We start from the raw sequence: 26,739 nt of genomic DNA on the forward strand, positions 1-26,739 counted from the left end.
AACGGCGCCCGTGCGGCGCCGCGACGATCCGGAATGGATCAGGACTGGGTCAGGTCCTTGCCTTCGGCGAGCGCACGGCGCATGGCATCGATGCGGTAGGCTTCGGCATTGCCGTCGATGATGCGCAGGCTGCCGCAGCCTTCGGCGGCGCAGTCGGGGGTCGGATTGTTCGGGCCACTGGCGGCAGCGACGGCCGGGCCGGTCGATGGGGCGGCCGGGGCGCCGATGGCGCCGGCAACGCCCAGGTCGCTCTGGACTGCCGAGCCAAGCGTCTTCGGCATCTGGGTTTCCTGCTGGCCTGCACCGCAGGCGGTCAGGAAGGTGGTCAGGGCGATGGCGGCGATAGTACGGAAGGAGATGTTCATGATCGGTCTGTTGAGCAAGCTCGTCTGTAACGAGTCCTATTGTAGTGAGTAAATTTTTCCGGTGCTCAATTATTTTCGTTAGCGAACAGCAAATATTAAGATTTAGAAATAGAATTGAGCGAAGTTAGCTTGTGTTCGCAGCAATTGAACCATCTGTTTTTAAGGAAACAAAAAATTCTCCATGGAAATTGATGTCGCACGGCAACAGTCCGCTGTTGCTGTACCACGACGCATTGGCCATTTGCTGTCGCCTCGGCAAGGTCAAGCATGCATACCGGGATTCGCTTGACCACATGTTGGCAAGAAGGGAAGATGGACATATGCGAAAACTCATCCTTATCTTCCTGCTCGCTTGTGCCGCCTGTACTACCGAGGCCCTGGACCCGGGCCGCAAGGACGTGGGAACGCCGGCAAGCGCAGCCACGACCGGGGCGGCCGGCGGCGACACCCTGGCACGCATCCGTGCGCTGGCGGGCGACGCCACCTGCACCGAATCCGGCCAGTGCCGTACGCTGCCGGTCGGGGCCATTCCTTGCGGCGGCCCGGAAAGCTACCTGCCGTATTCGACGGCGGGCACCGATGAGAAAGCCTTGCGCACGCTGGGCGAGCAGTTCAAGGCCGAGCGCCAGGCCGCGCACAAGGCGGGCGGCATGATGTCGATCTGCCGCCACCTGCCCGACCCGGGGGCGGTCTGCGTCAGTGGCCGCTGCCAGCTCGGGGCCGCGTCGCCATCGCTGGCGCGCTGAGCACCGCCAGCCCGCGCCACCCGCGGCATCCGGTGTGCGGCAGCGCAAGCAGGGGAACAGCACGGCTGTCATAGTGGCGAGCCATGCTGTTCGATGGCAAAAAATAAAGAAATATTGTCTTGGCATTGAGCGCCGTGGTAGCCTTCAACGCCAAATGAATTGATGTGTACAGGAGTCGGTCGATGTATTCAGGAATGGAACAGGACGTGGGGATGCAAGCTGCGCCGCGTCGCGCGCGCGGCGCCCAGGCGGGTTTCACCCTGCTCGAGCTGCTGGTAGTGATCGTGATCATCGGCCTGCTCGCGGCCTATGTCGGTCCCAAGTATTTCTCGCAGCTCGGCAAGTCCGAAGTGACGGTGGCGAAGGCGCAGATCGAAGCCTTCGACAAGTCGCTCGACACCTACCGCCTCGACGTTGGCCGCTATCCCAGCGCGGAAGAGGGCCTGAACGCCCTGATGGCCGCACCGCCGAGCGCCGGCGCCAAGTGGAATGGCCCCTACCTGAAGAAAGGCGTGCCGCAGGATCCCTGGGGCCGCCCTTACCAGTACCGTTCGCCAGGCAGCAAGGGTGAATACGAAATCCTGTCTCTCGGCAAGGATGGGCAGCCGGGCGGCACCGGCGACAATGCCGATATTTCCTCGAACTGAACGCGTTACCCGATCACGTCACCGTTCCTGATTGTCCAGACTCAAAACACAGCCGGGCCCGCCTTCATGCAGTTTGCCGTTCGTACCCTTGCGCCCGACATGTCGATCTCGAACCTCGTCGTCGATGCCGCCGACGCGCTCGACGCGCGCCGCCAGGTCGAGGCGCGCGGGCTGTACGTCAGCGCCGTCGAGCCGGCGCGGTCTTCGCCTTTCGCCGGCCTGGCCGGGTTTGGCCGCAAGGGCGGCGGCAAGCTCTCGCTGGTGCTGTTCAGCCAGGAACTGCTGGCCCTGCTCAATGCCGGCCTGGGCATCGTCGAGGGCCTGGAAGCGCTGCTCGAGAAAGAAGCCAGCCCGGGCGCGCGCGGCGTGCTCGAGCGCCTGCTTGCCGGCCTGCGCGAGGGCAAGCGCTTTTCCAGCGTGCTGGCCGCCCAGCCCGACCTGTTCCCGCCGCTGTACGTCGGTATCGTGCGCGCTGCCGAAGGCACCAGCGACCTGCCGCGCGCACTGTCGCGCTACATCGATTACCAGCAGCGCATCGATACCGTGCGCGCCAAGATCGTCAGCGCCTCGATCTATCCCGTGATCCTGCTGCTGGTGGGCGGAGGCGTGAGCGCCTTCCTGATCGGCTACGTGGTGCCGAAGTTCGCCGAGGTTTACCAGGGGGCAGGGCGCACGCTGCCCTGGATGTCGCAGCTGCTGCTCGACTGGGGCCAGTTCGCGTCCAGCCATGGCAGCGCGATCCTGGTCGCGGCGCTGCTCGCCATCGTGGGCGCGGTTGCCGGGGTGCGGCGCCTGGCACGCAGCGGCGGCATCAACCGCCTGCTGGTGCGCTTGCCGGGCATCGGCGAGCGCGCCCGCATCTATGAACTGTCGCGCCTGTACCTGACCCTCGGCATGCTGACCGAGGGCGGCATCACCATCGTCGGCGCCATCGAAACCGTGCAGCCGATGGTGTCCGGTAACGTGCGCAAGGGCCTGCTGCATGCGCGCGCCGCGATCGAATCCGGCCAGCCGCTGTCCAATGCGTTCGAAGCGAATGGCCTGACCACGCCGATTTCCTTGCGCATGCTGCGCGTGGGCGAGCGCACCGGCGACATGGGGCCCATGCTGACCCAGTCGGCCGCCTTCTACGACGGCGAGATCACGCGCTGGATCGACCGCTTCACCCGCACCTTCGAGCCCTTGCTGATGGCGGCGATCGGCCTGGTGGTGGGGGCGATCGTGGTGCTGCTCTACATGCCGATCTTCGACCTCGCGGGGGACATGTCGTGAACGCGCCCGAAGACAAGTTGCTCGATCCGGCGCTGCTGGCGCGTGCCCGCGCCCTCTCGCGGCACTCGCGCTGCGGCCTGGTGGCCGAGCTCGAAGGACTGACCGGGCTGGAGCCGCGGCGGATCATTCGCGAGCTGGCGGCGCCGTTCGGGCTGGCGGTGATGGAAACCGCCGCCATGCTGGCGCAGTCGCCCGCCTTCGACCTGCTGCCCCTGGCCGGGGCCATGTCGCGCCACTGTGTCCTGCTGCGCGATGGCAGCGGCCACCTGACCGGCGTTCTGTCCGATCCCTTCGACCTCGACCTGCAGACCTGGCTGGGCGCGCAGGCGCGCGCCACGGCCAGGACCCCGCTCGACCTGTGCCTGGCGCTCCAGTCCGACATCCAGGCCTATCTCTCCAAGCAGGAGGAGTCCGCGCGCGCGGTCGACAGCCTGGTAGGAAGCGACGGCGAGGGCCGGCGCGACGGCAAGGTGAACCAGGTGCTGTCCTTTGCCTCGGTGTCGGAAAGCGGCAGCCCGGCCGTCAAGCTGGTCAATTCGACCCTGTACGACGCGCTCAAGGCCGGTGCCTCCGATATCCACCTCGAGAGCACGGCTGGCGGCTTGGCGGTGAAATACCGCGTGGACGGGGTGCTCGACCATGCGGCCACGGTGGGCGGCATCGAATTGGCCGAGCACATCATCTCGCGCCTGAAGGTGCTGGCCGAGCTCGACATCGCCGAGCGGCGCATCCCACAGGACGGCAGCTTCCGGGTCGAATCCGGCGGGCGCGACATCGACCTGCGCGTGTCGATCATGCCCAGCATCCACGGCGAGGACGCGGTGATCCGTATCCTCGACAAGCGCGCCATGATCGAATCCTACGGCGCGCTGACCCTGGAAGCGCTGGGCTTCGACGCGCCGTCCCTGGTGACCCTGCGTACGCTGGCCCAGGAAGCCTACGGCATGCTCCTGGTGACGGGACCGACCGGTTCCGGCAAGACCACCACGCTGTACGCGGCGCTCACCGAGATCCACAACGGGCGCGAGAAGATCATCACCATCGAGGACCCGGTCGAGTACCAGCTGCCGGGCATCCTGCAGATTCCGGTCAACGAGAAGAAAGGCCTGACCTTCGCGAAAGGCCTGCGCTCGATCCTGCGCCACGACCCCGACAAGATCATGGTCGGCGAGATCCGCGACCGCGAGACCGCCGAGATCGCGGTGCAGTCGGCGCTGACCGGCCACCTGGTGCTCACCACCGTCCACGCCAACAATGTGTTCGACGTGTTCGGGCGCTTTACCCACATGGGCATCGACCCCTATGCCTTCGTGTCGGCGCTGAACGGCATCTGGGCCCAGCGCCTGATCCGGATGAACTGCCCGCATTGCGCCGAGCGATACGAGCCGGACGTGCTGGAGCTCGCCTCGGTGCACCTGGCGCGCGAGGACGCCCAGGATTACGTTTTCATGCGCGGCAAGGGCTGCGGCGACTGCCGCGGCACCGGCTACCGCGGGCGCCGTTCGATCGCCGAGATCCTGACCCTGAACGACGAGATCCGCGAGCTGATCGTCGACAAGCAGCCGATCCGCCGCATCAAGGCCGCCGCCCACGCCAACGGCACCCGCAGCCTGCGCCTGGCCGCGCTCGACCTGGTCAAGCGCGGCGCCACCACCATCGACGAGATCAAGCGGGTGACCCTCCATGCGTAGGCCTTTCGGACAGTCCCTGCGCCTCGGCATCGCCGCCGACGGCCTGGCCCTGCTGCGCGTGCGCGGCTGGCCGCGCGCCGGCGTGGAGGTGTTGGCCCAGCCGGCGGTCGAAGCCGGCGCTCCCGATGCGCTGGCCGCGGGCCTGCGCGCGCTGCTGGCGGAAATCGACCCGCGCGGCTGGCCGGTCGGCGTCGTGCTGGCCGACGAGCTGGTGCGCCTGTGGCAGGTGCCGCCGCCGCAGGGCGCGACGCGCCTGGGCGACCTGCAGGCTGCCGCCGCGCTGCGCCACCAGCATCTGTTCGGCGCGCCGCCCGTCGAGTGGCGCATCAGCGCCGACTGGGATGCGGCGCGGCCCTTCCTGGCCGCCGCCGCGCCCGAAGCGCTGCTCGCGCTCCTCGAATCGCTGGCGCGCGAGCACCGCTTCCACCTGGTCGAGGTGGCGCCGCAGTTCGTGGCCGCGATGAACGCCTGGCGCCGCCAGCGCCGTCCGGGCGCCTGGTTCGGCCTGGTGCACGGCGGCGTGCTCTCGATCGCCGCCTACGAGGGCAGCGTACTGGCTGCGGTGCGCACCGCCGTGATCCCGCAAGGGGCCGACCGCGACTGGCTGGAAGCCCACGTGGCGCGCGAAGCACTGCGCGTCGGGGTAGGGCGGCCGGAACGCATCCAGCTGTGCGGCGCCGCACCGGGGGGCTGGGCCAGCTCGGCGGGCCGCCTGAAGTTCGCCTGCACCCTGCTGGAAGACGACAGCGCCGACTGGTCGCCGCACGTGCGCCTGGCGCGCACCGGGGTCGGATCATGAAGCGCACCAATATCGATTTTGCGCCGCGTACGCTGCGACGCGCCCTGTTCCGGGTGCCGCCGCGCTTCGCCGCTTTGTTGCTTCCGACCGCCTGCCTGTGTTTCGTGCTGGTGGGGCAGGTACGCAAGTACCAGGAAGAGCGCGAAGGGCTGGAGGCACTGCAGGCCGCCATTGCGGCGCGTTCGCAGGCCGCGCGTCCGCTGCCGGTGGCCGCAACGCCGAAGTTCAGCGTGTCCGACGCCCAGGCGCAGGCCGTCAACGACGCCGTCATGCAGCTCAACCTGCCGTGGCGCGACCTGGTCGAGGCGGTGCGCGCGGCGACGCCGGGCAACGTCGCCCTGCTGGCGCTGGAACCCGACGCCAGGCGCCGCACCCTGCGCATCACGGCCGAAGCGCGCAACAGCGACGACATGCTGGCCTATGTGGCGAAGATGGAGGAGCAGGGCTGGTTCGGCTCGGTGACCCTGGTGCGCCACGAGATCGCCGAGCAGGAACCGAACCGCCCCCTGCGCTTCCAGCTCAGCGCACAGTGGGGCACCAACGGGGACACAAGCGGGGGCGGCCAATGAGAGACATGAGCCTGTCCTCGCTGTGGCTGCGCTTGGTGCTCGTGGTGCGCCGCATGAATCCGGTCGTCGCCGGCGCGGCCACGCTGGCGCTGGCCGTCATCGTGGCGATCGCCCTGATGCTCAAGGCCCTGCTCGACCTCGACGAACAGTACGCGGCGGCGCGCCGCCAGGCCGCCTTGCCGCCGTCCGTCCCTGGTGCAATCGCGCCGCCTCCACCGAGCGCCGACCAGAACCTTGCGCATTTCTATGCCTCGCTGGGCGGGCGCCGCAACGTCGACCGCCAGCTCAAGACCCTGTTCGCGCTGGCCGAGAAGAATGGCCTGGCCCTGCGCCAGGGCGAGTACCGGAGCAGCCAGGACCGGGCAGGGCGCTTCCTGACCTACCAGATCACCTTGCCGGTGACCGGCCGCTATGGCGCGATCTGGCAGTTCGCCTTCGACGCCCTGCGCGCCTTGCCGCATGCCTCGCTCGACGACGTCGGTTTCCGGCGCGACGCCATCGGCAGCGAGACCGTCGAGGCGCGCCTGCGCCTGACGCTGTACCTGGCGGCCACCCCTGAGGGAGCGCGATGAAGCCGCGCCATATCGCGATGAGCGTCGCCCTGGTGGCGGCCACGGTCCTGGTGGTCTTCGGCGACAACTCGCCGGAGGACGTGGTGGCCGAGCCGGTCGAGCGCGCGCAGCCCACGGCATCCGTTGCAGCCGCGCCCGCCGTTCAAGCCGGCGCCGTACCGGACAACGGCAAGGATAAGGATAATAGCGTGGCCATCCTGCGCCTCGTCCCGCGCGAGGTGCTCATCGGCGACAGCGGCGACCGTTTCAATGCAGGTGCGAACGGCGTGTTTGCGCGCCAGGACTGGACCCCGCCGCCGCCTCCGCCGCCGCCCGCGCCGCCGCCTCCGCCGCCAAGCGCACCGCCACTGCCCTTCACCTTCATCGGCAAGTCGCTGCAGGACGGCGTCTGGGAGATCTACCTTGCCCGCGGCGACCGTACCCATCTGGTGCGCGAGAACACGGTCATCGACGGCATGTACCGCGTCGATGCGATCAAGCCGCCGGTGCTGACCCTGACTTATCTGCCGCTGAACCAGGTTCAGCAGCTCAATATTGGAGTGTTCGATTGATGCTTCGTTTCCGGATACACGCCCTTGCCCTGGCGGTCGTCCTGATCGGCGGCTGCGCCGGGCAGCGCGCCTACCAGGAAGGCAATGCGCTCGTGGCGCAGGACCAGGTAGGGGCCGGGCTGGCGAAATACCAGGAGGCGGTGGCCGCCGACCCGGGCAATCCCCGGTACCGCACCGCCTACCTGCGCGCGCGCGACACGGCGGCCAACCGCCTGATCGGTCAGGCAGAGAGCGCGCTCGCCAACAACCAGGCGGAACAGGCGCTGCAGGATTACCGCCGCGTACTGGCCTTCGATCCGGCCAACGAGCGTGCCAGCAGCGGCCTGCGCCAGGTCGAGGCCGACCGCCGCCATGGCGCCATGCTGCAGGAGGCGCGCACCGCTTTCGAAAAGGGCCAGCTCGATGGCGCGCGCCAGAAGCTGGCCGCAATCCTGGCCGAGCGTCCGGCCCACGAGCCGGCGCGGCTCCTGATGCTCGAAATCGACGAGAAGGCGGCCGCGGCGCCGGCCGGCGAGGCGGCGCTGGCGGCATCCTTCCGCAAGCCGATCAGCCTGGAATTCCGTGACGCGCCGCTGAAGCAGATCTTCGAGGTGATCTCGCGCCACGCCGGCCTGAATTTCGTCTTCGACAAGGACGTCAAGGCCGACCAGCGCAGCTCGATCTTCCTGAAGAACAGCACGGTCGAAGCGGCTGTCTACTACCTCCTGATGACCAACCAGCTCGAGCGCCAGGTCATGGACGGCAACACCATCCTGATCTACCCGAACGTGGCGGCCAAGCTGAAGGAATACCAGGAGATGACGGTCAAGACCTTCTTCCTGGCCAATGCCGAAGCCAAGAGCATCGCCAATACCTTCAAGACCATCCTCAAGTCGCGTGACGTGGTGGTGGACGAAAAGCTCAACCTCGTGATCCTGCGCGATAGTCCGGAAGCGGTGCGCGTGGCAACCCAGCTGGTGGCGTTGCAGGACGTGCCGGAACCCGAGGTGATGCTGGAAGTCGAGGTGCTGGAGATCAAGCGCAGCCGCATGGTCGACCTCGGTATTTCCTGGCCGTCCTCGGTCTCGTTCGCGCCGCTGGCCACCATCGACGGCGACCCCGTCAGCATCGACCAGCTACGCGGCCTGAACCGCGGCAACGTCGGCGTCATCAGCGACCTGACCGCCACCGTCAACGCCAACAAGACCGACGGCGACTCGAATATCCTGGCCAACCCGCGCATCCGCGTGCGCAACAAGGAAAAGGCCAAGGTCGTCATCGGCGACAAGATCCCGAACATCTCGACCACGATCTCGTCGGGGGTGGGTGGCTTCGCCTCCGAGTCGGTCAACTACATCGACGTCGGCCTGACCCTGAACGTGGAGCCGACCATCTACCTGAACAACGAGGTCGGCATCCGCATCTCGCTCGAGGTCAGCACCCTGGGCGACTCGGTGACGACCCGTTCCGGCACCGTGGCCTACCGCATCGGCACTCGCTCGGCGACCACCTTCCTTCAGCTCAAGGACGGCGAGAACCAGGTGCTGGCGGGCTTGATCAGCAACGAAGACCGCTCCAGCGGCAGCAAGGTGCCGGGCATCGGCGACCTGCCCATCGTCGGCCGCCTGTTCGGCAGCACGCGCGACACCAGCGACCGCACCGAGATCGTGCTGTCGATCACGCCGCGCCTGGTGCGTACGGTGCAGCGTCCGGCAGCCGTCGCTTCCGAATTCGGCGCCGGCACCGAGGCCAGCTTCCGCCGCCGGCCGGACAGCACGGCGCGCGCGCCGGTGCAACTGCCGGTCGATGCAACCGCCGCCGCGCGTGCGGCGGCTACGGTACAGGGCGCGGCACCGGCCAATGGTGCTGCTCCGGCGGCGCCTGTCTCCGTACCACCGTCGCAGCTCCCGGTGACGCCGCAGACCGGTTCGCCGCAATCCGGCCCGCCGCCATCCATGCCGGCAGCAGTACCGGCACCGAGGGCGGCTCCCGATGCGGCGGTCCAGGTCATCCCGGTCCCACCGCCGCCCGCCAACCAGGCCACGCAGCAGTAATGTCCAGACGCGGCTTCACCCTCATCGAACTGCTGGTCACGCTGGCGATCCTGGCCCTGCTCGGAACGCTGGTGGTGCCGGTGGCCCAGGTCACGGCCCAGCGCCGCGACGAGGTGGAGCTGCGCCGCGCCCTGCGCGAGATCCGTGCCGGCATCGACGCCTACAAGAAGGCCAGCGACGAAGGCCGCGTGGCCAAGGCGGCGGGCGCCACCGGCTATCCGCCGCGCCTGGAGATGCTGGTCGAGGGCGTGCGCGACCAGAAGAGCCCGAAGCAGGCCCAGATCTACTTCCTGCGCCGGCTGCCGCGCGATCCCTTCCATCGCGATCCCGAGGCATCGGATGCCGAGACCTGGGGCAAGCGCAGCTACGCCAGCGAGCCGGACGAGCCCAAGGAAGGCGACGACGTCTACGACGTGTACTCGATGTCCGAGAAACCCGGCCTGAACGGCATCCCTTACAACAAGTGGTGAGCACGATGCCCCAACTGAAACGTCTGCGCGCCTTCACCCTGATCGAACTGCTGGTGGTGCTGGGCATCGTGGCCCTGCTGCTGACGCTGGCGGTGCCGCGCTTGTTCCCGAGCATCGACAGTACGAAAGAGACCATCCTCGAGGAGAACCTGCGCAATACGCGCGCGGTTATCGACCAGTTCCGCGCCGATACCGGGCGCTATCCGGATTCGCTCGAGCAGCTGGTGGAGAAGAAGTACCTGCGCGAGCTGCCCATGGACCCGATCACCGAGAGCCGCGAGACCTGGATCGTGGAGCCGCCCCAGGAAGACGAGCAGGGCGAGGTCGGCAACATCAAGAGCGGCGCGCCGGGCAACGGCCGCAAGGGCAAGCCCTACACGGAGTGGTGACATGGGTGTGCGTGGTGCGCGATGCTCGTCCGAGGCCGGGTTTACTTATCTCGGCCTGATCATCTTCGTCTTCATCCTCGGCATGGTCGGCGCCGCCACGCTGAAGATCGGCTCGCTGCTTCAGCGTGCCCACGCGGAGCAGGAATTGCTGGAGATCGGCTATCAGTTCAGCACGGCGCTGCGGACCTATGCCGAGGCGACCCCGCGCGGCCAGCCGCAACAGCCGATGACCCTGCAGGAACTGCTGCGCGACACGCGCTTCCCGAGCCCGCGCCGGCACCTGCGCAAGATCTTCGTCGACCCGGTGGCCGGCAAGGCGGAATGGGGACTGGTGCGGATGGGGGGCGAGGGCGGGCGCATCCTGGGTGTCTACAGCCTGTCGCAGGCGGCGCCGCTCAAGCTGGCCAATTTCGACAAGCGCTTCCCCGGCTTCGAGAACCGCGAGCACATCTCCGACTGGAAGTTCATGGCCGAGCAGCAGAGCGCGGCGGCGCCGCTCGCGCCGGGCGGCAGGCCATCCGGCATGCCGCCCATGCCGGGCGCCGCGCCGCAGCAGCAGCTTCAGCCCGTGACCACGCCGCCTGCGCCGCAAGTGCCGCAAGTGCCGCCGCAGGAGCGACCGCCCGCACCCGAACCCGAACCCGAGCCCCCGAAGGACGAGCCGCCGGCAGAGGAGCCGGAGCCGGACAAGCCGGCCGAACAGGAAGGGAAGGAACAGAGGGAGCCGCCTGGGCAATCCCAGGATTCCGGGAAGTAGGGTGGTCGGCTTTGCCGACCGCGCGTTCAAACCTGGCAAGATCTGCCCGTGCGCCTGGGGCACCGACAACGATCACCGCGTGGGCGGGAAAACAGTCCACTGGACTGTTTTCCCCCGCCTACCCTACTTGGCGCGGCGCTTGAAGTCGCGCGGGCGGAAGCCCAGCAGCATCAGCACGGCGAAATAGGCGATGGCGGCTGCGGCGATGATCGCCGCCAGCGCGCCGGCGCGCAGCAGCGGCGTGGCGCGCAGGGCGATCCAGTCGAACTGCGCCTGGCCGAACCAGGACACCAGCCCCATCACGCTCACCGCGACCAGCAGCTTGAGGAAGAACTTGCCCCAGCCCGGCTGCGGCACGTAGATCTGGCGCCGGCGCAGGCCGGTGTACAGGAAGGCGGCGTTGACGCAGGCGCCCACGCCGATCGACAACGCCAGGCCGGCCACGCCGAACAGCGGCACGAACACGAGGTTCATCAGCTGGGTCGCGACCATCACGCCGACTGCGATCTTGACCGGCGTGCGCACTTCCTGGCGCGCATAGAAGGCCGGCGCCAGGGTCTTCACCAGGATGAAGCCGAGCAAGCCGGCGCTGTAGGCCATCAGGGGCAGCGAGGACATCGACACGTCGGCAGCGGTGAACACGCCGTAATGGAACAGGGTCGCGATCATCGGCACCGCCAGCGTCGCCATGCCGACCGACGAGGGCACCGCCAGGAGAAAAGTCAGGCGCAGGCCCCAGTCCAGCAGTGAGGAATATTCCTGGGTGTCGCCTTCGGTATTCGCCTTGGCCAGGCTGGGCAGGAGGATGGTGCCCAGCGCCACGCCCAGCAGGGCGGTAGGGAATTCCATCAGCCGGTCGGCGTACTGCAGGGCCGTCACCGCGCCTGCGGCCAGGCTGGCGGCGATGGTGGTGTTGATCAGGAGGCTGATCTGGGCCGCCGACACCGCGAACACGGCTGGCCCCATCTTGCCGAGCATGCGGCGCACGCCGCTGTCGCGCAGGCCGGTGAGGGGATTGAGCGACAGGCGCGGCAGCATGCCGAGCTTGACCAGCGACGGGATCTGGATCGCCACCTGGGCCAGGCCGCCGACGCACACGCCGACCGCCATCGCATAGATCGGCTGCTCGAACCAGTCGGCCAGCACCAGGGCCGAGACGATGAAGGAGATGTTCAGCACCACCGGGGTAACGGCCGGGATCTTGAAGTGGCGCCAGGTATTCAGCACGCCGCTCGCCAGCGCCACGAAGGCCATGCAGGCGATATAGGGGAACATCATGCGCGTCATCACGACCGCGGCGTCGAAAGCCGCGGGCTCGCGCTGCAGGCCGCCGCCGATTGCATAGATCAATAGTGGCGCCGCCAGGATGCCGACGATACTGGTCAGGACGGTCGCCCAGACCAGGACGGTGGCCACGTGGTCGACCAGGGTCTTGGTCGCTTCCTGGCCATGCCTGGTCTTGTACTCGGTCAGGATCGGCACGAAGGCCTGCGAGAAGGCGCCTTCCGCGAACAGCCGGCGCAGCAGGTTGGGCAGGCGGAAAGCGATGTTGAAAGCGTCGGTGAAATTCGAAGCGCCGAAGGTGGCGGCAAACAGGCTGTCCCGCAGCAGGCCGGTGACGCGGGACACCATGGTCATGCTGGAAATAGCGGCGAGGGTACGGAGCAGGTTCATGGCCCGGGATTATACGTGGGCAACACCCGCCCGGGACCGGCGCACGCCCCGGAAACGCGAGAATTATTCGTCCAGACTATGGAGCCGGGACGACAATTATGCATTTATGAATTGCCCTGGCCGGTTTCCTTCGCTATAATCGTGGGCTGTACTGAATTCTGTTAGCAGACACTAATCGTTGGGCAGGCACGGAAAAGCGCCGGTTTCACTCGCTAATGTTTGCAAACGCAACTTGACCCCGATTTAGGAAATTTCATGGCAAATACCGCACAAGCGCGCAAACGCGCTCGTCAAGCAGTTAAGCAAAACGCGCACAACTCGGCACAGCGTTCGACCCTGCGCACCGCAATCAAGGCAGTTCGCAAGGCCATCCAGGCTGGCGACAAGGCCGCTGCAACCACCATCTTCCAGCAGTCCGTGTCGACCATCGACAGCATCGCTGACAAGAAGATCATCCACAAGAACAAAGCAGCCCGCCACAAGAGCCGCCTGGCTGCTGCCCTGAAGGCACTGTCCGCTTAATAGCGAGGTGCGTGCGGCCTAGGCCGCGCAGGCAGTTCTGTGCAGAGAAAGACCCGCCCGACCCATTGGTCCGGCGGGTTTTTTCGCTTGTTGCATACGCTCGGGTTCGCCTGATTTCGTCCCGGAGCTGCGCGCTGCGGAGGGCGGTGGAATCGCTAAAAGCGTGGCGCACAGTAAAATACTGGTGCATAATGTGAAACGCCGTCTTATGTCTTATAGAAGACTTCGTGAAGTCGAGGGCTTCAAGACCCGAGCGTTACCACCTGTTTTTTGACATCGTGCGACCCGCGCGATCATCGAGGAAAAAGCGTATGAGCAGTGATCCGACCATCATCTACACCCTGACCGACGAGGCGCCGCTGCTGGCGACCCACGCCTTCCTGCCAGTCGTCAGCACCTTCACCAAGCCGGCCGGCATCAAGGTCGAGCAGGCCGACATTTCGGTTGCCGCCCGTATCCTGGCGCAGTTCCCGGAATACCTGACTCCGGAACAGCGCGTCCCGGATGTGCTGACCGAACTGGGCAAGAAGACCCTGGAGCCGGACGCGAACATCATCAAGCTGCCGAACATCTCGGCCTCGGTGGGCCAGCTGGTCGCCGCCATCAAGGAACTGCAGGACAAGGGCTACAAGCTGCCGGACTACCCGGCCGACCCGAAGACCGACGAAGAGAAGGCCATCAAGGCCAAGTACAGCAAGTGCATCGGCTCGTCCGTGAACCCGGTCCTGCGCGAAGGTAACTCGGACCGCCGCGCGCCGAAAGCCGTCAAGGAATACGCACGCAAGAACCCGCACTCGATGGCAGCGTGGTCGCAGGCATCGCGCACCCACGTGTCGCACATGACCCACGGCGACTTCTACCACGGCGAAAAGTCGATGACCCTGGACGCCGCGCGCGACGTCAAGATGGAACTGGTCACCAAGTCGGGCCAGACCATCGTCCTGAAGCCGAAGGTCGCGCTGCAGGCCGGCGAGATCATCGATTCGATGTTCATGAGCCGCAAGGCCCTGCTGGCCTTCTACGAAAAGCAGATCGCCGACGCCAAGGAAACCGGCGTGCTGTTCTCCCTGCACGTCAAGGCGACCATGATGAAGGTCTCGCACCCGATCGTGTTCGGCCACTGCGTGCGCATGTTCTACAAGGAAGCGTTTGAAAAGCACGGCGCCCTGTTCGACAGCCTCGGCATCAACGTCAACAACGGCATGGCCGACCTGTACAACAAGATCGCCGCACTGCCGGCCTCGCAGCGCGAAGAAATCGAGCGCGACCTGCACGCCTGCCAGGAAAACCGTCCGGCGCTGGCCATGGTCGACTCGACCAAGGGCATCACCAACTTCCATTCGCCGAACGACGTGATCGTCGATGCGTCGATGCCGGCCATGATCCGCGCCGGCGGCAAGATGTACGACGCCACCGGCTCGCTGAAGGAAGTCAAGGCCGTCATTCCGGAATCGACCTTTGCTCGCATCTACCAGGAGATCATCAACTTCTGCAAATGGCACGGCGCCTTCGATCCGAAGACCATGGGCACCGTCCCGAACGTGGGCCTGATGGCGCAGCAGGCCGAGGAATACGGCTCGCACGACAAGACCTTCGAGATCCCGGAAGACGGCGTGGCCAACATCACCGACCTCGCCACCGGCGAAGTCCTGATGAGCCAGAACGTGGAAACCGGCGACATCTGGCGCATGTGCCAGACCAAGGATGCCCCGATCCGCGACTGGGTCAAGCTGGCCGTGACGCGCGCGCGCAACTCGGGCATGCCGGCCGTGTTCTGGCTCGACCCGTACCGTCCGCACGAGAACGAACTGATCAAGAAGGTCAAGACCTATTTGAAAGACCACGACACCACCGGTTTGGACATCCAGATCATGTCGCAGGTCCGTGCAATGCGCTACACCCTGGAGCGCGTCAAGCGCGGCCTGGACACCATCTCGGTGACCGGCAACATCCTGCGCGACTACCTGACCGACCTGTTCCCGATCCTGGAACTGGGCACCTCGGCCAAGATGCTGTCGATCGTCCCGCTGATGGCCGGCGGCGGCATGTACGAAACCGGCGCCGGCGGCTCTGCTCCCAAGCACGTGCAGCAGCTGACCGAAGAGAACCACCTGCGCTGGGATTCGCTGGGCGAATTCCTGGCGCTGGCGGTGTCGCTGGAAGACTTGGGGCTGAAGACCGGCAACGCAAAGGCCAAGGTGCTGGCCAAGACCCTGGACGCGGCCACCGGCAAGCTGCTGGATAACCGCAAGTCGCCGTCGCCGAAGACCGGTGAGCTCGACAACCGCGGCAGCCAGTTCTACCTGTCGATGTACTGGGCGCAGGAACTGGCCGCGCAGACCGAGGATGCCGAACTGGCAGCCAAGTTCGCGCCGCTGGCCAAGCAACTGACCGAGAACGAAGCCAGGATCGTCCAGGAACTGCTGGAAGTGCAAGGCAAGCCGGCCGATATCGGCGGCTACTACAAGGCCGACGACGCCAAGGTCAAGGCCGTGATGCGTCCGAGCGCGACCTTCAACGCTGCGCTGGAGTCGTTCGCGGCGTAAGCGATCGTTAGCTTCAAATACGAACGCCGGCTCTGCGCCGGCGTTTTTTTTGGTGCTTGCTCGTGACGTTGGTAGGGTAGGCGGGGGAAAACAGTCCAGTGGACTGTTTTCCGCCCACGCGGCGATCGCTATCGGCTCCGCTCCCGCGCCGGCTGATCGCGCTGCAAACTATCACCGCGTGGGCGGCGAAGCCGCCCACCCTACGGATACCGGACTTCGATGAACTCGCCGGGCATCAAGGGATGCGTCGCCAGCGAAAACGGCCCGATACTCGAACGCACCAGCCGCAGGGTCGGCAAGCCCACCGCCGCCGTCATCCGGCGCACCTGCCGGTTCTTGCCTTCCTCGAGCGTGATCGCGATCCAATCGGTCGGCTTGTCCTGCCGTGCACGGATCGGCGGATTGCGCGGCCACAGCCAGGCCGGCTCGGCGATGCGGACCGCCTTGCACGGCTTGGTCACGAAATCTCCCAGGTCCAGGGGCGCCTGCAGGCGAGCAAGGGAAGCAGCATCAGCCAGGCCGTCCACCTGCACCAGGTAGGTCTTGGCTTCCTTGTGGTCCGGATGTGCGATCTTGTGCTGCAGCTTGCCGTCGTCGGTCAGCAGCATCAGGCCCTCACTGTCGGCGTCCAGGCGGCCGGCAGGGTAGATGTTTGGGATATCCAGGTAATCGGCCAGGGTCTCGCGGCCGTCCTGTCCGGAGAACTGGCACAGGACCTGGAACGGTTTATTGAAGAGGATCAGAGGCATGGAGTGCGAAAGGGGTCATAAAAGGTGCTGCGTAGCGCCTCGGAAAATACTGGTGCATAATGCAAGATGCTGGGAAGCTGTCTTATAGAAGACTTGCAGCCGTATTCCACATTGTAGATGAAATGCGGGCCCAGGCACGGCCAGTAACGGCCAGACGCCACGAACCGGCCTGCAAAGCGATCACATAAGCGACCACATGGGAGAGCACGATGTACCAACATATCAAGGTCCCGGCCGACGGCCAGAAAATCACCGTCAACGCCGACTTCTCGCTGAATGTGCCGGACAATCCGGTGATTCCGTACATCGAGGGTGACGGCACCGGCGTCGACATCACCCCGGTCATGCTCAAGGTCGTCGATGCGGCCGTGTCCAAGGCTTATGGCGGCGCGCGCAAGATCAGCTGGATGGAAATCTACGCCGGCGAAAAGTCGACCCAGGTCTATGGCCCGGACGTATGGCTGCCGGCGGAAACCCTGGACGTGGTGAAGGATTACGTGGTCTCGATCAAGGGTCCGCTGACCACGCCTGTGGGCGGCGGCATCCGCTCGCTCAACGTCGCGCTGCGCCAGGAACTCGACCTCTACGTCTGCCTGCGCCCGGTGCGCTACTTCGCCGGCGTGCCGTCGCCGCTGAAGCAGCCGGAGAAGACCGACATGGTGATCTTCCGCGAGAACTCGGAAGACATCTACGCGGGCATCGAATGGGCCGAAGGCTCGGAAGGCGTCAAGAAGGTCATCAAGTTCCTGACCGAAGAGATGGGCGTCAAGAAGATCCGCTTTCCGGAGACCTCGGGCCTGGGCATCAAGCCGGTCTCGCGCGAAGGCACCGAGCGGCTGGTGCGCAAGGCGATCCAGTATGCGATCGACAACGACAAGCCCTCGGTCACCCTGGTCCACAAGGGCAATATCATGAAGTACACCGAGGGCGGCTTCCGTGACTGGGGCTATGCGCTGGCGCAGCGTGAATTCGGCGCCGAGCTGATCGATGGCGGTCCATGGTGCAAGTTCAAGAACCCGAAGAGCGGCCGCGAGATCACCATCAAGGATTCGATCGCCGACGCCTTCCTGCAGCAGATCCTGCTGCGCCCGGCCGAGTACAGCGTGATCGCTACCCTGAACCTGAACGGTGACTATATCTCGGACGCGCTGGCGGCCCAGGTCGGCGGCATCGGCATCGCCCCGGGCGCGAACATGTCGGATTCGGTGGCGATGTTCGAGGCAACCCACGGCACCGCGCCCAAATACGCAGGCAAGGACTACGTGAACCCGGGCTCCCTCATCCTTTCGGCAGAGATGATGCTCCGCCATATGGGGTGGGTCGAAGCGGCCGATCTCATCATCAGCGCCATGGAACGCGCGATTACCTCGAAAAAAGTCACTTACGACTTCGCGCGCCTGATGGAAGGGGCGACGCAGGTGTCCTGTTCGGGCTTCGGCGAGGTGATGATCGAGCAGATGTAAGCGGACGAAATATCGGACTAACTAGGGCTTCGGCTATGATGAAAGCCCCGTGCGCGGCAGCGCCGGGGCTTTTCTCATGGGGGGGCGTGATGGAGCATGGCGCAGACTTCGATCGCATCGGCCGTTTCATCGATGGCTTCCACCGCTTTGCGTCGCCTGGCGCCCTGCGCGAATTGCAGGCCGAAGGCCCGCTGCCGGCCGGGCTGGCCGACCGCGGCGCCGCATTGGCGGAGCGCTTCGATGCCGTCCTGGCGGACTGGACAGAAGACGCGCGGCGCGCACGCGGCGACTCCGTCAGCGACGAGCGGATCGCCGCACTGTTGAACGATACACGACACTTTGCGGCGGAACTGGCTTATGCTCGTACACAAGGGAGCTGAATGCGGGGCCGGGAGCTGAATGCGGCAGGGCAGGGCATGCCGCCGGGGCGAAAAAAAACCCCGCTTGCGCGGGGTTCTTCGCTTCCGGGAGGGGAATGATTACATGCCCTGGATGTTGGAAGCTTGCTTGCCTTTCGGGCCTTGCGTGACTTCGAATTGGACTTTTTGACCTTCTTTGAGGGTCTTAAAACCGTTCATATTGATCGCGGAGAAGTGTGCGAACAGATCCTCGCCGCCGTCATCAGGAGTGATGAAGCCAAAACCCTTGGAATCATTGAACCACTTAACAGTACCAGTTGCCATAAAAGAACTTTCAAATTTTAACTAATCACACGAGCCATAAAAGCAAGAAGCTTCTTGCCCCTCCTCAGCCTGCTCACTTCTTATCAACAAGTACATAAGTACAATGTCAATGACTGCATTGTTGGTGGAATAATCACTGAAGTCAAGCGGTTTTGGGGAGCTGTTGCCAAATTTTTCACGGCAGAGGTAACACGGCTCTTGATTTCGTCAATTGGATCGCCATCTGCGCATTCAGCGGAAAACGCGTAACATGGAAGCACATGAGAACGAGCTGATGTTTACGCTTGGCACAGACTTTGAAAGCATTAGAATACGCCCATGGCTACGAAGCATGACACCGAACAGCTGCTGGAGCGGCAGACCGTAAAACCGCCACCGTTGTACCAGGTGGCGTTGCTGAACGACGACTACACGCCGATGGAATTCGTGGTTGCGATCATCCAGGAGTACTTCAACAAGGATCGCGAAACGGCGACCCAGATCATGCTTTCCGTGCATCGGCACGGCAAGGGCGTCTGTGGGGTGTTTTCCAAAGATATAGCGTGTACCAAAGTGGAGTTTGTCTTAACGCATGCGCGTAAGGCAGGGCACCCCCTGCAATGCGTGATGGAGGAAGTATGATTGCGCAGGAACTTGAAGTATCCCTACACATGGCCTTTGTCGAAGCCCGCCAGGCCCGCCACGAGTTCATCACCGTGGAACACCTGCTGCTGGCCCTGCTCGACAACCCATCAGCCGCCGAAGTCCTGCGTGCGTGCGCGGTCAATATCGAAGACCTGCGCAAGACCTTGACTAATTTTATCGGTGATAACACCCCGACCGTGCCGGGCACGGGCGAGGTCGATACCCAGCCGACGCTCGGATTCCAGCGCGTGATCCAGCGTGCGATCATGCACGTCCAGTCGGCGTCGAACGGCAAGAAGGAAGTCACCGGCGCCAACGTGCTGGTGGCGATCTTCGGAGAGAAGGACTCGCATGCCGTCTACTACCTGCACCAGCAAGGCGTGACCCGTCTCGACGTGGTCAACTTCATCTCGCACGGCGTGCGCAAGGACCAGCAGCTCGACACCAGCAAGGCGTCGGAAGGCGTGGAAGAGGCGCAAGTCGAAGGCCAGGCCAAGGAAAGCCCGCTCGACCAGTTCACCCAGAACCTGAACAAGTCGGCTGCCGACGGCAAGATCGATCCGCTGATCGGCCGCGAGGAAGAAGTCGACCGCGTGATCCAGATCCTGTGCCGGCGCCGCAAGAACAACCCGCTGCTGGTGGGCGAGGCCGGTGTCGGCAAGACCGCCATCGCCGAAGGCCTGGCATGGCGCATCGTCCAGGAGGACGTGCCCGAGATCTTGCAGAACGCCGTCGTGTATTCGCTCGACATGGGCGCGCTGCTGGCCGGCACCAAGTACCGCGGCGACTTCGAGCAGCGCCTGAAGGCCGTGCTCAAGCAGTTGAAGGACACACCGAACGGCATCCTGTTCATCGACGAGATCCACACGATCATCGGCGCCGGTTCCGCGTCGGGCGGCACGCTGGACGCATCGAACCTGCTCAAGCCGGCCCTGGCGAACGGCCAGCTCAAGTGCATCGGCGCGACCACGTTCACCGAATTCCGCGGCGTGTTCGAGAAGGACCATGCGCTGAGCCGCCGCTTCCAGAAGGTCGACGTCAACGAACCGTCGGTCGAGCAGACCGTGGCGATCCTGCGCGGTCTGAAGTCGCGCTTCGAAGAGCACCACGGCGTGAAATATTCGGCCTCGGCGCTGTCGACCGCGGCCGAGCTGGCGGCGCGCTTCATCAACGACCGCCACCTGCCGGACAAGGCCATCGACGTGATCGACGAAGCGGGTGCCGCACAGCGCATCCTGCCGAAGTCGAAGCAGAAGAAGACCATCGGCAAGACCGAGATCGAGGACATCATCGCGAAGATCGCGCGGATCCCTCCGCAGACCGTCAACCAGGACGACCGCAGCAAGCTGCAGACCATCGACCGCGACCTGCGCAACGTGGTGTTCGGCCAGGATCCTGCCATCGACGCGCTGGCATCGGCCATCAAGATGGCGCGCGCCGGCCTGGGCAAGACCGACAAGCCGATCGGCTCCTTCCTGTTCTCGGGCCCGACCGGCGTCGGCAAGACCGAGGTCGCCAAGCAGCTGGCCTTCATCCTGGGCATCGAGCTGGTGCGCTTCGACATGTCCGAGTACATGGAGCGCCACGCGGTGTCGCGCCTGATCGGTGCGCCGCCGGGCTACGTCGGCTTCGACCAGGGCGGCCTGCTGACCGAGGCCATCACCAAGAAGCCGCACGCGGTGCTGCTGCTGGACGAGATCGAAAAAGCCCACCCGGACATTTTCAACATCCTGCTGCAGGTGATGGACCACGGCACGCTGACCGACAACAATGGACGCAAGGCCGACTTCCGCAACGTGATCATCATCATGACCACGAACGCGGGTGCCGAGAGCCTGACCAAGCGCTCGGTGGGCTTCGTGGACTCGAAGGCGCAGGGCGACGAGATGGCCGACATCAAGCGCATGTTCACGCCGGAGTTCCGCAACCGCCTGGACGCGATCATCAGCTTCCGCGCGCTGGACGAGGACATCATCCTGCGCGTCGTGGACAAGTTCCTGATGCAGCTGGAAGAGCAGCTGCACGAGAAGAAGGTGGAAGCGGTCTTCAGCGAGAAGCTGCGCAAGTTCCTCGCGAAGAAGGGCTTCGACCCGCTGATGGGCGCCCGTCCGATGTCGCGCCTGATCCAGGACATGATCCGCAAGGCGCTGGCCGACGAGCTGCTGTTCGGCCGCCTGGTCAACGGTGGCCGCGTCACGGTGGACCTGAACGAGAAGGACGACGTCATCCTCGAGTTCCCGGAAGGGGACGTTCTGCCGCCACCGGCTCCGGCCGAGACGGTCGAGATCGAGTAACCGATCGGGTATCGCAAAAAACCGCGCGTCAAGCGCGGTTTTTTTATGCCTGTCCGGCACGCAGCTGACCGGCCCAGCTTTTTTTGCACATTTGCCCGTCGCGCGGCAGCACTCATGTGGCAAACTCTTCCTCTTGAGTAAACTTTGCCCCATGTAAACATGCCCGTGTTCCGCCCGATCCTTGCCCTGTCGCTTGCCTTGATCGGCAGCCAGGCCGCCGCCGCCGACCCCTACTTCCGTTTCCCCGCCATCCGCGGCGACAGCATCGTCTTCACCGCCGAGGGTGACCTGTGGCGCACCACCACGCAGGGCGGCAAAGCGACCCGCCTGACAACGCACCCAGCAAGCGAAACCCAGGCCGCGATTTCGCACGACGGCAAGCACGTCGCCTTCGTCGCCTCCTACGAAGGCGCCCAGGAAGCCTATGTGATGCCGATCGAGGGCGGCCTGCCCAAGCGCATCACCTTCGAGAATGGCGGCGTGACCGTGCTGGGCTGGACCGCGCAGGGCGAAGTGTTGGCAAGTACCGAAAATTCGGTGGGACCGTCGAAACACCGTATCGTCGCCGCCCTCGACCCCGTGAAGATGACGCGCCGCGTGCTGCCGCTGGCCGACGCCAACGACGCCGTGCTGAGCGACGACGGCCGCACCGTGTTCTTCACGCGCATGGGCCTGTCGATGACCAACGATAACGTCAAGGCCTACCGCGGCGGCGCCCATGCCCAGCTGTGGCGGTTCGAAACAGGCTCGAAAGGGGAGGCCACCCGACTGTTCAAGGACGACAATGCCAACAACCGCCGCGCCATGTGGTGGCGGGGCCGCATCTACTTCATCAGCGATGCCGGCGGCACCGACAACATCTGGTCCGCGCTGCCGGACGGCAGCGACCGCAAGGTGCACACGGGGCACACGGAATGGGACGTGCGCACCGCCTCGCTCGGCGACGGTCGCATCGCCTACCAGCTGGGCGCCGACCTGCGCGTGTTCGACATCGCCAGTGGCGCCGACACACGCGTACAGGCCAGCCTGGTCTCGGACTTCGACCAGCAGCGCACCCGCCGCGTGCGCTCGCCGCTCGACGCGCTGACCAACATCGACGTCGCCAACAAGGCCCAGCGCATCGTCCTGACCGCGCGTGGCAAGGTGACCATCGCCGGCACCGGCACCTACCGCCGCGTCGAGATCGCCGTGCCGGAAGGCGCGCGCGCTCGAAGCGCCGTGTTCAGCCACGACGACAAGTGGATTTATGCCTTCGTGGACACCACCGGCGAGAACGAAATCTGGCGCTACGCCGCCGACGGCTCGGGCAAGGGCGAGCGCCTGACCATCGACGGCGCCAGCCACCGCTCGGGGCTGTATCCGTCGCCGGACGGCAGGTGGCTGGCCCACACCGACAAGAAGGGCCGCACCTGGCTGCTCGACCTGCAGGCCAGGACCAATGTCATCATCGACGACGCCAACCAGGTCGGCGCCGAGCGTCCGGACCAGGTGGTGTGGTCGCCGGACAGCCGCAACCTGGCTTTTGTGCGCGTCGGCAGCAGCGAGCAGCGCAACCAGATCGGCATGTACAACCTGCCCAGCAAGACCATGGCCTTCGTCACCACCGACCGCTACACGGCCGACTCGCCGGTGTTCTCGCCGGACGGGAAGTGGCTGTACTTCCTGTCCTCGCGTCACTTCAACGTGAGTAATGCCGGTCCCTGGGGCGACCGCAACATGGGCCCGGTGTTCGACCGCCGCGTCGGTATCTACGCGCTGGCATTGCAGCCCGGCGTGCGCTTCCCCTTCAAGCCCGAGGACGAGTTGACCAAGCCGGAAGCAACTTCGCCGGAAGCCGCCGCGCGTGCCGCGGTCCAGACGCCCGGCAAGGAAGACGCCGACAAGACCGCCGCGGTCGCCGTGGCTGCCGCTGTCACCGCCGCGGCCAATGCAGCCGATCCCAAGGCCAAGCCGGCGCCGACCCCGGCCATCGACTATGCCGGCCTGCGCGAGCGCCTGTACGAAGTGCCGGTCGCGCCGGGTAACTACCGCGCCCTGGCCATCGACGAGAAGCGCCTGTACATCCTCGAGTCCGACAACGGCCGCAGCGGTGCGCTCAAGACCCTGGAAATCTCGCGCAGCAGCCCGCAGCCGGAGGTCTTCGTCAACAACGTGCGCGAGTTCGGCCTGAGCACCGACCGCAAGCACGTCTTCTACCGCACCTTCAGCGCGAATGGACCGGGCGAGATGCTGATCGTCGCCGCCGGCGCCAAGGCCCCGGCCGACGTGTCGAAGGCACGCATCAAGATCGACGACTGGGCGGTGAGCACCAACCCGCGCCTGGAATGGAAGCAGATGTTCAACGACGCCTGGCGCATGCACCGCGACTTCCTGTACGACGCCAACATGCGCGGCATCGACTGGGTGGCCGTGCGCAACCGCTACGCGCCGCTGGTCGAGCGCGTGACCGACCGCGCCGAGCTCAACGACGTGCTGGGCATGATGGTGGGCGAGCTGGGTGCGCTGCACTCGCAGATCATCCCGGGCGACGTGCGCCGTGCCGGGGGCGAAGGCGTGCCCTCGAGCCTGGGCGCCGTGCTCACGCGCGTGCCCGAGGGCTTCCGTGTCGACCGCGTCTACCGCAGCGAGCCGGAACTGCCGTCCGAGCGCGGCCCGCTGGCGGCACCCGACGTCGGCGTGAAGGAAGGCGATATCATCACCGCCGTCAACGGCAAGCTACTCACCGAAGCGCGCGACATCGCCGACCTGCTGCTCGACCAGGCCGACAAGCAGGTGCTGCTGCACGTGAAGAGCCCGGGCGACAAACCGGGAAGCAGGCCGCGCCCGGTCATCGTGACGCCGGTCTCGATGGCGCAGCACGCCAGCCTGCGCTACGCGGACTGGGAGCAGGGCAGGGCCCGGCAGGCCGACGAGGCATCGAAGGGCAGGATCGGCTACCTGCACCTGCGCGCCATGGTGGCGCGCGACATCAATGCCTTCGCCCGCGACTTCTACGCCAACATCAACAAGGAAGGCCTGATCATCGATGTGCGCCGCAACAACGGCGGCAACATCGACAGCTGGATCATCGAGAAGCTGCTGCGCCGCTCGTGGGCGTTCTGGACCTCGAACGGCGCCCTGCCGCAGTCGAATATGCAGAACACCTTCCGCGGCCACCTGGTGGTGCTGATGGACGAGCTGACCTATTCGGACGGCGAGACCTTCGCCGCCGGCGTCAAGGCCCTGAAACTGGGCCCGCTGGTCGGCAAGCGCACCGCCGGCGCCGGCGTCTGGCTCAGCGACGGCAACAGCCTGGCCGACAACGGCAGGGCGCGCGTGGCGGAGTTCGGCCAGTTCGCCGCCGACGGCGAGTGGCTGATCGAAGGCGTGGGCGTGTCGCCGGACGTCGAGGTCGACAACCTGCCGCACGAGACCTTCGAAGGCCGCGACCGCCAGCTGGAAGTGGCGATCGAACTGCTCGAGAAGAAGATGAAGGAGCAGCCGGTCAGGCCATGGAAGCCGGCGGCAATTCCCGCGCTCAAGCGTCAATGGGAAGCCGGCGAGGCTGCCAACAAGGCGCCGCCGACCAACAAGTAGGCGCGATGGTGAGCGGGAATGCACCCATTCCCGGCGCGCTTCCGTGACATCCGCGCCGGTGGATGTCACGGAATTTCATCGCCATGTCATATTGAGTTTCTAAACTGCAAGTATCCTTCCAACTCCGATACTTGCAATGCCCCTCGCAAAGCTCCAGACCGGCACCAAAATTCTTGGCTCCTTCGGCGTCGTTTCCTTCCTGATCGTTCTGCTGTCAAGCGTGGCGTTATGGCGCATGCAGTCCAACGATGCCCTGACCTCCGACCTCGTCTACGACAAGCTGGCCAAGCAGCAGCTGACTTCCGACCTGCTCGGCGTCGAACGCCTGAACGGCTCGCGCACGGTCGCCATCGCACGCAGCGACAGCCTGGAGCTGGCCGACTACTTCGGCGCCCAGCTGGCAGCGGGCAAGAAGGCCGCCGCCGAGCTTGAAGCCAAGCTGGGCAGGCTGCCGCGCGGCGAGCTTGAAACCGCCCTGATCCGTGACGCAGGCAAGCACAAGGCGGCGCTGGCGAAGGTCCAGGCTGCGCTGTTCCAGGCCAAGGAGTTCGGCCAGACCGGGGTCGTCGAGCAGCTCGTCAGCGGCGACTGGGAGAAGAACTACAAAGCCTATACCGGCGCGCTGGAAGCCCTGCTGGCCCATGAAACCGGGGAGGCCCATCGCCTGGCCGAGGAATCGGCTTCCGCGTCGATGTTCGGCAAAGCGCTGGTGCTGGCGCTTGGCCTCGGCGCGCTGGGCGTCGGCGGGCTCCTCGCCTGGATGCTGACGCGGAACATCGTGGGTCCGCTGCAGCAGGCCGTCACCCTGGCGGAGCAGGTGGCCCATGGCGACCTGCGTCCGGTCATCCGCCACGCGCGCAGCGACGAGATCGGCCGCCTGTTCGACGCCCTCAACGGCATGACCGGCGGCGTCTCCGCCACCGTCTCCCAGGTGCTTGCCGGCGCCCAGGCGATCGACTCGGCGTCGAGCGAAATCGCCGACGGCAACCAGGACCTGTCGCGCCGCACCGAGCGCCAGGCATCGAGCCTGCGCCAGACCCTCAGCGCGATGGAAGAGCTGAGCCAGGCCATCGCCCAGAACAATGCCAGCGCCCGCTCCGCGAACGCGCTCGCCCAGTCGGCGTCGAACGTCGCCACCCGCAGCGCCCAGGCGGTCGAGGAAGTGGTGGTGCGCATGGGGGCGATCAAGGCATCGGCCGACAGGATCACGGACATCACCGGCATGATCGACAGCATCGCTTTCCAGACCAACATCCTGGCGCTGAATGCGGCGGTGGAAGCGGCGCGCGCCGGCACCGAGGGACGCGGCTTCGCCGTGGTGGCGGCCGAGGTGCGCAGCCTGGCCCAGCACTCGGCATCCGCGGCCAAGGAAATCAAGCAGCTCATCAAGGATTCGACCGAGGAAATCGCCGCCGGCACCGACATCGCCGGCGCCGCGGGCGAGACCATGCGCGCCGTGCTGGAGCACGTGCACGACGTGGCCGGCCTGCTCGACACCATCTCCACCGCCAGCAGCGAACAGGCCAGCGGCGTGGCTCAGGTAGGCCAGGCGATCGCCGAGATGGACGAATCGACCCAGCAGAACGCCGCCATGGTGGAGCAGGCCGCAGCAGCCGCGGAATCGATGCGCCAGCAGGCAGCCGAGCTGTCGAAACTGGTGGCGACTTTCAAAGTGCGCCAGGCCGCGCATGTCCCCCGCGCGCTTGCCGTAACCTAAGTACTCGCCCATAAACAAATGTGTTGTTGG

At 65.7% G+C, this 26,739-nt stretch carries 24 protein-coding genes; 20 read left to right on the forward strand and 4 right to left on the reverse strand.

All coding sequences use genetic code 11. The features are described 5' to 3' along the window. Positions 1 to 38: 38 nt before the first annotated feature. The gene (locus tag MA09_RS20785; protein WP_036252708.1) at positions 39 to 365 is read right to left on the reverse strand and encodes a hypothetical protein; all 327 of its coding nucleotides are present in this window, start codon (positions 363 to 365) and stop codon (positions 39 to 41) included. Between the two features lie 320 nt (positions 366 to 685). Here MA09_RS20785 and MA09_RS20790 point away from each other — a divergent pair, with 320 nt between their 5' ends. The 12 genes from MA09_RS20790 to MA09_RS20845 all read left to right on the forward strand — a co-directional run bounded on the left by MA09_RS20790 (position 686) and on the right by MA09_RS20845 (position 10,861). After that, complete coding sequence (locus tag MA09_RS20790; RefSeq protein ID WP_036252710.1) at positions 686 to 1,111, forward strand: hypothetical protein; 426 nt, start codon at positions 686 to 688, stop codon at positions 1,109 to 1,111. Between the two features lie 212 nt (positions 1,112 to 1,323). Further along, positions 1,324 to 1,758, forward strand: a complete 435-nt coding sequence (gene gspG, locus MA09_RS20795) for a type II secretion system major pseudopilin GspG (protein WP_051933671.1) — start codon at positions 1,324 to 1,326, stop codon at positions 1,756 to 1,758. 66 nt (positions 1,759 to 1,824) lie between these two features. Continuing rightward, positions 1,825 to 3,030: a type II secretion system F family protein gene (locus tag MA09_RS20800; RefSeq protein ID WP_036252714.1), complete on the forward strand. Its 1,206-nt coding sequence runs from the start codon at positions 1,825 to 1,827 to the stop codon at positions 3,028 to 3,030. Then, positions 3,027 to 4,721 carry a GspE/PulE family protein gene (locus MA09_RS20805; protein WP_036252716.1) on the forward strand — a complete coding sequence of 565 codons (1,695 nt, stop codon included), beginning with the start codon at positions 3,027 to 3,029 and terminating at the stop codon, positions 4,719 to 4,721. The genes MA09_RS20800 and MA09_RS20805 overlap by 4 nt, the downstream gene beginning before the upstream one ends. Next, positions 4,714 to 5,520: a hypothetical protein gene (locus MA09_RS20810; RefSeq protein ID WP_036252718.1), complete on the forward strand. Its 807-nt coding sequence runs from the start codon at positions 4,714 to 4,716 to the stop codon at positions 5,518 to 5,520. Before MA09_RS20805 ends, MA09_RS20810 begins: the two co-directional genes overlap by 8 nt. Beyond that, a complete protein-coding gene (locus MA09_RS20815; protein ID WP_036252720.1) occupies positions 5,517 to 6,089 on the forward strand; it encodes a PilN domain-containing protein in 573 nt (190 codons plus the stop codon). Before MA09_RS20810 ends, MA09_RS20815 begins: the two co-directional genes overlap by 4 nt. 5 nt (positions 6,090 to 6,094) lie before the next feature. Next, positions 6,095 to 6,661, forward strand: coding sequence for a hypothetical protein (locus MA09_RS20820; RefSeq protein WP_051933663.1), 567 nt, complete (start codon positions 6,095 to 6,097; stop codon positions 6,659 to 6,661). After that, on the forward strand, positions 6,658 to 7,212 hold the full coding sequence (locus MA09_RS20825) for a hypothetical protein (protein ID WP_036252724.1): 555 nt from the start codon (positions 6,658 to 6,660) through the stop codon (positions 7,210 to 7,212). Before MA09_RS20820 ends, MA09_RS20825 begins: the two co-directional genes overlap by 4 nt. After that, the gene (locus MA09_RS20830; RefSeq protein ID WP_036252726.1) at positions 7,212 to 9,245 is read left to right on the forward strand and encodes a secretin N-terminal domain-containing protein; all 2,034 of its coding nucleotides are present in this window, start codon (positions 7,212 to 7,214) and stop codon (positions 9,243 to 9,245) included. The genes MA09_RS20825 and MA09_RS20830 overlap by 1 nt, the downstream gene beginning before the upstream one ends. Next, complete coding sequence (locus MA09_RS20835; protein ID WP_036252728.1) at positions 9,245 to 9,715, forward strand: type II secretion system protein; 471 nt, start codon at positions 9,245 to 9,247, stop codon at positions 9,713 to 9,715. Before MA09_RS20830 ends, MA09_RS20835 begins: the two co-directional genes overlap by 1 nt. A 5-nt stretch (positions 9,716 to 9,720) precedes the next feature. Then, complete coding sequence (locus tag MA09_RS20840) at positions 9,721 to 10,104, forward strand: type II secretion system protein (RefSeq protein ID WP_036252730.1); 384 nt, start codon at positions 9,721 to 9,723, stop codon at positions 10,102 to 10,104. 1 nt (position 10,105) lies between these two features. Then, on the forward strand, positions 10,106 to 10,861 hold the full coding sequence (locus MA09_RS20845) for a type II secretion system protein (protein ID WP_036252732.1): 756 nt from the start codon (positions 10,106 to 10,108) through the stop codon (positions 10,859 to 10,861). Between the two features lie 123 nt (positions 10,862 to 10,984). On the opposite strand, the gene murJ is transcribed toward MA09_RS20845, so the two are convergent. Next, positions 10,985 to 12,535, reverse strand: a complete 1,551-nt coding sequence (gene murJ / locus MA09_RS20850) for a murein biosynthesis integral membrane protein MurJ (protein ID WP_036252734.1) — start codon at positions 12,533 to 12,535, stop codon at positions 10,985 to 10,987. Between the two features lie 255 nt (positions 12,536 to 12,790). Here murJ and rpsT point away from each other — a divergent pair, with 255 nt between their 5' ends. After that, positions 12,791 to 13,057: a 30S ribosomal protein S20 gene (rpsT, locus tag MA09_RS20855; protein ID WP_036216299.1), complete on the forward strand. Its 267-nt coding sequence runs from the start codon at positions 12,791 to 12,793 to the stop codon at positions 13,055 to 13,057. Positions 13,058 to 13,368: 311 nt separating this feature from the next. Beyond that, entirely contained in the window at positions 13,369 to 15,603 is a 2,235-nt protein-coding gene (locus tag MA09_RS20860; RefSeq protein WP_036252736.1) for an NADP-dependent isocitrate dehydrogenase, read from the forward strand. Positions 15,604 to 15,803: 200 nt separating this feature from the next. On the opposite strand, the gene MA09_RS20865 is transcribed toward MA09_RS20860, so the two are convergent. Then, a complete protein-coding gene (locus MA09_RS20865) occupies positions 15,804 to 16,352 on the reverse strand; it encodes a pseudouridine synthase (protein ID WP_036252738.1) in 549 nt (182 codons plus the stop codon). A 209-nt stretch (positions 16,353 to 16,561) separates the two neighbouring features. Here MA09_RS20865 and icd point away from each other — a divergent pair, with 209 nt between their 5' ends. Together icd and MA09_RS20875 are read left to right on the forward strand one after the other, a co-directional pair. Next, a complete protein-coding gene (gene icd / locus MA09_RS20870) occupies positions 16,562 to 17,815 on the forward strand; it encodes an NADP-dependent isocitrate dehydrogenase (protein ID WP_036252740.1) in 1,254 nt (417 codons plus the stop codon). 89 nt (positions 17,816 to 17,904) lie between these two features. Next, complete coding sequence (locus MA09_RS20875) at positions 17,905 to 18,195, forward strand: hypothetical protein (RefSeq protein WP_036252742.1); 291 nt, start codon at positions 17,905 to 17,907, stop codon at positions 18,193 to 18,195. A gap of 99 nt (positions 18,196 to 18,294) precedes the next feature. Here MA09_RS20875 and MA09_RS20880 read toward each other — a convergent pair whose 3' ends face one another. Beyond that, entirely contained in the window at positions 18,295 to 18,498 is a 204-nt protein-coding gene (locus MA09_RS20880) for a cold-shock protein (RefSeq protein ID WP_020653506.1), read from the reverse strand. A 318-nt stretch (positions 18,499 to 18,816) separates the two neighbouring features. Between MA09_RS20880 and clpS the strand changes: the two genes are divergently transcribed. The 4 genes from clpS to MA09_RS20900 all read left to right on the forward strand — a co-directional run bounded on the left by clpS (position 18,817) and on the right by MA09_RS20900 (position 26,709). Continuing rightward, positions 18,817 to 19,119: an ATP-dependent Clp protease adapter ClpS gene (gene clpS, locus MA09_RS20885; RefSeq protein ID WP_027864722.1), complete on the forward strand. Its 303-nt coding sequence runs from the start codon at positions 18,817 to 18,819 to the stop codon at positions 19,117 to 19,119. After that, positions 19,116 to 21,416 (forward strand): ATP-dependent Clp protease ATP-binding subunit ClpA, encoded by a 2,301-nt coding sequence (gene clpA / locus MA09_RS20890; RefSeq protein WP_036252744.1) that lies wholly within the window; start codon positions 19,116 to 19,118, stop codon positions 21,414 to 21,416. Before clpS ends, clpA begins: the two co-directional genes overlap by 4 nt. Before the next feature lie 159 nt (positions 21,417 to 21,575). Beyond that, positions 21,576 to 24,992, forward strand: coding sequence for a S41 family peptidase (locus MA09_RS20895; protein ID WP_036252746.1), 3,417 nt, complete (start codon positions 21,576 to 21,578; stop codon positions 24,990 to 24,992). A 136-nt stretch (positions 24,993 to 25,128) separates the two neighbouring features. Then, entirely contained in the window at positions 25,129 to 26,709 is a 1,581-nt protein-coding gene (locus MA09_RS20900; RefSeq protein ID WP_036252748.1) for a methyl-accepting chemotaxis protein, read from the forward strand. Positions 26,710 to 26,739 lie beyond the last annotated feature (30 nt).

This window comes from Massilia sp. BSC265, assembly GCF_000740675.1.
Taxonomy (GTDB): domain Bacteria; phylum Pseudomonadota; class Gammaproteobacteria; order Burkholderiales; family Burkholderiaceae_D; genus Telluria.

Bases quoted from the DNA above. Each gene is read 5' to 3' on its own strand.
- gspG (WP_051933671.1), top strand. From the start codon at position 1,324: ATGCAAGCTGCGCCGCGTCGCGCGCGCGGCGCCCAGGCGGGTTTCACC.
- MA09_RS20790 (WP_036252710.1), top strand. From the start codon at position 686: ATGCGAAAACTCATCCTTATCTTCCTGCTCGCTTGTGCCGCCTGTACT.
- rpsT (WP_036216299.1), top strand. From the start codon at position 12,791: ATGGCAAATACCGCACAAGCGCGCAAACGCGCTCGTCAAGCAGTTAAG.
- clpA (WP_036252744.1), top strand. From the start codon at position 19,116: ATGATTGCGCAGGAACTTGAAGTATCCCTACACATGGCCTTTGTCGAA.
- MA09_RS20800 (WP_036252714.1), top strand. From the start codon at position 1,825: ATGCAGTTTGCCGTTCGTACCCTTGCGCCCGACATGTCGATCTCGAAC.
- MA09_RS20865 (WP_036252738.1), bottom strand. From the start codon at position 16,352: ATGCCTCTGATCCTCTTCAATAAACCGTTCCAGGTCCTGTGCCAGTTC.
- MA09_RS20895 (WP_036252746.1), top strand. From the start codon at position 21,576: ATGCCCGTGTTCCGCCCGATCCTTGCCCTGTCGCTTGCCTTGATCGGC.
- MA09_RS20820 (WP_051933663.1), top strand. From the start codon at position 6,095: ATGAGCCTGTCCTCGCTGTGGCTGCGCTTGGTGCTCGTGGTGCGCCGC.
- MA09_RS20900 (WP_036252748.1), top strand. From the start codon at position 25,129: ATGCCCCTCGCAAAGCTCCAGACCGGCACCAAAATTCTTGGCTCCTTC.
- MA09_RS20860 (WP_036252736.1), top strand. From the start codon at position 13,369: ATGAGCAGTGATCCGACCATCATCTACACCCTGACCGACGAGGCGCCG.
- MA09_RS20825 (WP_036252724.1), top strand. From the start codon at position 6,658: ATGAAGCCGCGCCATATCGCGATGAGCGTCGCCCTGGTGGCGGCCACG.
- MA09_RS20835 (WP_036252728.1), top strand. From the start codon at position 9,245: ATGTCCAGACGCGGCTTCACCCTCATCGAACTGCTGGTCACGCTGGCG.
- clpS (WP_027864722.1), top strand. From the start codon at position 18,817: ATGGCTACGAAGCATGACACCGAACAGCTGCTGGAGCGGCAGACCGTA.
- MA09_RS20830 (WP_036252726.1), top strand. From the start codon at position 7,212: ATGCTTCGTTTCCGGATACACGCCCTTGCCCTGGCGGTCGTCCTGATC.
- MA09_RS20840 (WP_036252730.1), top strand. From the start codon at position 9,721: ATGCCCCAACTGAAACGTCTGCGCGCCTTCACCCTGATCGAACTGCTG.
- MA09_RS20785 (WP_036252708.1), bottom strand. From the start codon at position 365: ATGAACATCTCCTTCCGTACTATCGCCGCCATCGCCCTGACCACCTTC.
- MA09_RS20875 (WP_036252742.1), top strand. From the start codon at position 17,905: ATGGAGCATGGCGCAGACTTCGATCGCATCGGCCGTTTCATCGATGGC.
- MA09_RS20845 (WP_036252732.1), top strand. From the start codon at position 10,106: ATGGGTGTGCGTGGTGCGCGATGCTCGTCCGAGGCCGGGTTTACTTAT.
- MA09_RS20815 (WP_036252720.1), top strand. From the start codon at position 5,517: ATGAAGCGCACCAATATCGATTTTGCGCCGCGTACGCTGCGACGCGCC.
- MA09_RS20810 (WP_036252718.1), top strand. From the start codon at position 4,714: ATGCGTAGGCCTTTCGGACAGTCCCTGCGCCTCGGCATCGCCGCCGAC.
- murJ (WP_036252734.1), bottom strand. From the start codon at position 12,535: ATGAACCTGCTCCGTACCCTCGCCGCTATTTCCAGCATGACCATGGTG.
- MA09_RS20880 (WP_020653506.1), bottom strand. From the start codon at position 18,498: ATGGCAACTGGTACTGTTAAGTGGTTCAATGATTCCAAGGGTTTTGGC.
- icd (WP_036252740.1), top strand. From the start codon at position 16,562: ATGTACCAACATATCAAGGTCCCGGCCGACGGCCAGAAAATCACCGTC.